This is a genomic window from Bacteriovorax sp. DB6_IX, assembly GCF_000447775.1.
In the GTDB taxonomy this organism is placed as follows: Bacteria; Bdellovibrionota; Bacteriovoracia; order Bacteriovoracales; family Bacteriovoracaceae; genus Halobacteriovorax_A.
Genome location: NZ_AUNJ01000459.1, coordinates 1 through 4,282, shown reverse-complemented (window position 1 = coordinate 4,282; position 4,282 = coordinate 1). Strand labels below are relative to the sequence as shown.

Here is a 4,282-nt window from a genome sequence, read left to right as displayed (position 1 = left end):
CAGTAATAATTTACCACATTGCTCGGAACTTTAAGAAACTGTAAAATTTTAATGAGTTATCTAAAGTGTGAGTTAGTTTGAAGACATTTAATTTATTTATTCTATTCATTTCGTTGAATGTCATGTCCATGGCAAACTCTCTAAAAACTGAGAAGAAAGAGGCCTATGCCTTTAAGAAGATCAAGGATTCACTTGAGTCTCAGATGGAGCAATTAGATCTTTCGGCAGAAGATAAACTCTACTATTATAAGTCTCTCTATGAGCGCCTCAATGGTCTTAATATAAGTTATTACAAGAAAGAAGTTTTAAATAAGATCATTAATTCTTTAAATTCTAAAGATTCCAGTGAAAGATTAAAATATCAAGTTGAGTTATTAAATTATTACTATCAAGGCTCAGATATCATTGGCCTTTCAAATACTCTTTCACAAATTTCAATGCCAAAGAAGATTACGAACTACCAAGAGGCCCTGGTCACTTTCTATGATTACTTTCTAAAGGCCAGAACTTCTGGAGAAGTTTTATCTCCTGATCAGTATAAGCAACTTGTAGACTACGGTCTTCGAAGAGATATCCTTAACCGTGATATCGAGATTCTTATTCAAAGAAAAGAGTTTAACGAGAGCTTAGTACTTTTAGAAAAGTCTCGTTTTAAAGATACCCTTTCAAAGATTAAACTTGTGAGTTTGACAAAGCTGACTGGAGAGAAAAAGTCCCACTGTCAGGGGAATGTCTCTTTAAAGTTTATAAAGGATCTTTGCCGCGCAAAGAGACAAAGTGAGTTTGCAGCTCTGGTTGAGAGGTTTGAGGGGTTATATCCTCAAGAGTTTGTTGTGAGAAATTTACTGCTGCATTTAGCTGTTGGAGAAAAGAGATGAGAGCGTTATTAAAATCACTTTCTTTGCTAAGTATGATGTTGATCTTCATGTCAAATAACTGTGAGAGAACGGATCAGCATGGTGGCTTTGCAACCCCAAATCGAGATTTTAGATATCCAGAACATAGTCAGTTAAAAAATGATGATGTTTTCGTTCTTTGTAAGAGATCTCAGCCATGTGATGACGGAACATATCGAGATGCATTCGTTTCAAAGAAGGTTTGTCGTCAACTTCTTAATATGCAAAAAGTCACTCAGTGTAAATTACAAGTCGGACAGAAGATTGATCCAAATCGTGACTTTGGCTGCTCTTGTGATGATGTTTGCCCGATGAATAAATTTTATAATAAGAAAATGAATATTTTTGACTCACCTGAGGAGAATGTCACGCTAGATGATCTCTATGATGAGCTTGAAGCTCCTAAAGATCGTGAAGGAAAGTATAAACTCAATATGGGGCTGACTGATATTAATCATAAGCTAAGTACCTATCTAAAATTTGAAAAGGATAAGGAACTCCCCGATTTTAAAAATAGCGACGAGAAAACTAAATTCTATAAAGATGCGATTAAGTCTGCACTCGCTGGAGAAGTTACATCATTACCTGGGTATGAAAATTTGAATCAGGCCATTAATGATTCACCTGAGTTCAAGGCCATGTTTAGGGATGAATTAGAGGCCTACTCTAGTGCTGGTACAGGAGAATTAAATAAGAGATGGCAACAGGTTGTGGCCAAGGATAAGAATAAAGATATTGACCCTCTTCTTAACTTAAGAAGAGTGGACGAAAGTCTCTCTGAAGATAATTCTGGCTCTTATCGCAAGGTAAGTTTTAGCACGCCAAAAGATGATATGGTTGTCGGAACGATTGTTCCCTTTGGCGAAGATGAACCTTACAAGCAGAGAAGATCAGCTTTTGGTGATATGGAAAGAGTTTACTGTTTGATGGGAACAAGGAAATCAGAATCGTCATTAGAATCTTCACAAGAATCCAATGAAAAAGGCAGTCAAAAGTGTACCAATCAAATAGTTAAAAGCTCCCGTGGTATCCATCTTATGCCAGGGAATCGGCCAATTGATAATTTCTACTTAGATGATCGCTCAAGCGATGAGCAAATGGCCTATGATAAGGCCCTTGTTCAGCAATGTTATGAGTATACAGGATGTCGTGGACAAGAAGATCGTATGCTAGATCTTTCTCCTGAAGATCCAGCGCTTTCACCAAGTAATATGGCCTTTTCTCAAGATGCCGGTGTTAAAAATGGCGAGCCTATGGTGAAGTGGAATGAGTGTAGCTCAAGTACTGGGGTTACTGGTTCCTATGTTGGGGCGGGAGGTCGTTCTCGCTGTGGTCAAAGGCCAATGTCTAAGGAATTCTCTGATTTTCTTAATCAAAACTTACAAAAATGTGTGAATCTTGCCCTTGCTCAGATTGGAAAGAAGCCTTCAGTGACATTACATATTGATCACAAGGGGATTTTGGCAGATACTAGACACAATAGTAAATCGAATCATAGCGTTGGACGTGCGATCGATATTTCAGGATTTGAAGTGACAATGGAAGATGGGACTAAGAAACTTCTTAAGTACTCGAAGTCGAGTCAAAAAGGTTCATTGGAATCTCAATTCTTCCCTCAGTTTAGATCTTGTTGGAGTAAGAAAATGGAGCAGGCCAAGTCTAATTGTCCAGGTCGAGATCCTAAGGGGTCAATTGGACATGAGGATCATAGGCATACTCATCACTTACATATTTCACTTCCATATTGCCCAAGAAAAGGAGGTTACTATGTTAAGTAATCTTATCAAATCAGCTCTTCTCTTTGGCCTAGTCTCACAACTTTGGGCCTCAGAATACAATAAAGATATTAGTTTCAAGGATACTAAGGGCACTGAGTATCAGATGAAATTAGAACTCTATGAAGAGCCGGTAGATACACCTTTTAGGCTCTCTTTCTATGTTAAGTGTGGCAAGAAAAAGAAGGCCATCTTAGATAAGTATCCTATTTGTGATTACTCTAGTTATAAACTCGATGAGAAAAAGTCTCATCTTGAGGCCCATATTCTCGACTACAATCCAGATAATGGTAAGTGTGATATTAAACGAGTTAAAACACTGAGTCTAAAGAATATATGTAAATAGAGCTGACTAAGTCAGCTCTTTTTTTATAATGAATTTGAGTCTGAACGATGTCCATCAATGAGTGATCTCTTTTGATCGAGTCCATCTACTAATTGTTTCGATCTTATAAAATCTCTTTCTTCCGCTGTGTACTTTAAGTTATCCGAGTCGATAACATGAAGTGTTTGCGTTGGGAAAGCAAAGCTAATCTCCATTTCTTTAGCAATTCTCATAATGTCCAATAAGAGGTTTTGACGCTCGTTTAGCTCACAAGACCAATCAGGAACTTGCCAGAAAACATAGAGAAGGATTTCAAGAGCACTTGATCCCATCTCATTAAAGTAGACATGGAAGTAATCCTTTCTGGTATGAGGGTGTTTCATAATCAGCTGACGAATGGCCTCACAGAAATTCTCTATTTTATTTGGCGGTGTCGAGTAATCAATGGCAAGTTTAGTCGAGTAGCGACGATACTTTCTTTGACCGAGATTATCGATATGAGCATTTGTGAGATTGCCATTTGGAACAGTGATAATTGAATCATAGAAGGTTTTAATTCGCGTTGAGCGGAGTCCAACCTCTACAACTGTCCCTTCGATATTACCATTTATCACAACCCAGTCTCCAATGCTAAAAGGACGATCTACTAAAACGGTAAATGATCCAAACAGATTTGATACGGTGTCTTTTGCGGCCAGGGCAAACGCGATCCCCCCAATTCCCATACCAGCTAGGATATTCTTCATATTGATGTCAAGTGCATCTCCAATAAAGAGGATTCCAAATGAATAGACAAAGAAGCGCGATGTCTTTCTGACAAGGGGGACTAAGATATCATCAAATTTATTCTCAGTTTGCTTGGCCTTTTCTTCTAAGAAGAGGCAGACGATATCGATGAGTTTTACTAGAACTAAGATAATTGAAATTGTAATTGCGATTTCGCAACCTTTTAGAAAGTATGTGAGAATCTTCTCTGGAAATTCTAAGTATTTCACTAGCCAATTAAGGGTTGTTGCAAATGCCAAAAATCCTATTGGGGATGTAAATTTCTTCTGATCTTTTTCTGTGAAGCTCACACCTCGTCTTGCGAGAAAATCGACTGCTTTCACAGCGAAGTAGAGCCTGACAATACGATCAACAATATAAGAAAGTAGGATGACAATAAAGAGTCCCAGCCATTGAATATTGAGCAGGATAAAGTTCTTTTTAAAGGCCCAGTCAGGCAGGTTGTTCTTTATTTTTCTAGTCCATGACTTATCTTTAGCGACGTTGGCAACGACGTCTTT

General features: G+C 37.9%; 4 protein-coding genes. 3 read left to right on the top strand and 1 reads right to left on the bottom strand.

The genetic code is table 11. The features are described 5' to 3' along the window. Positions 1-128: 128 nt before the first annotated feature. From M901_RS14195 to M901_RS14185, 3 genes are read left to right on the top strand one after another with little or no spacing between them, the layout of a single operon-like run. Positions 129-878 (top strand): hypothetical protein, encoded by a 750-nt coding sequence (locus M901_RS14195; RefSeq protein WP_021278897.1) that lies wholly within the window; start codon positions 129-131, stop codon positions 876-878. Next, positions 875-2,674 (top strand): hypothetical protein, encoded by a 1,800-nt coding sequence (locus M901_RS14190; protein WP_021278899.1) that lies wholly within the window; start codon positions 875-877, stop codon positions 2,672-2,674. The genes M901_RS14195 and M901_RS14190 overlap by 4 nt, the downstream gene beginning before the upstream one ends. Beyond that, complete coding sequence (locus M901_RS14185) at positions 2,664-3,017, top strand: hypothetical protein (RefSeq protein WP_021278898.1); 354 nt, start codon at positions 2,664-2,666, stop codon at positions 3,015-3,017. The genes M901_RS14190 and M901_RS14185 overlap by 11 nt, the downstream gene beginning before the upstream one ends. Before the next feature lie 23 nt (positions 3,018-3,040). Here M901_RS14185 and M901_RS14180 read toward each other — a convergent pair. Then, on the bottom strand, positions 3,041-4,282 hold a 1,242-nt coding region (locus M901_RS14180), incomplete at its 5' end, for a mechanosensitive ion channel family protein (RefSeq protein WP_021278900.1).

Bases quoted from the DNA above. Each gene is read 5' to 3' on its own strand.
- M901_RS14195 (WP_021278897.1), top strand. From the start codon at position 129: ATGGCAAACTCTCTAAAAACTGAGAAGAAAGAGGCCTATGCCTTTAAG.
- M901_RS14190 (WP_021278899.1), top strand. From the start codon at position 875: ATGAGAGCGTTATTAAAATCACTTTCTTTGCTAAGTATGATGTTGATC.
- M901_RS14185 (WP_021278898.1), top strand. From the start codon at position 2,664: ATGTTAAGTAATCTTATCAAATCAGCTCTTCTCTTTGGCCTAGTCTCA.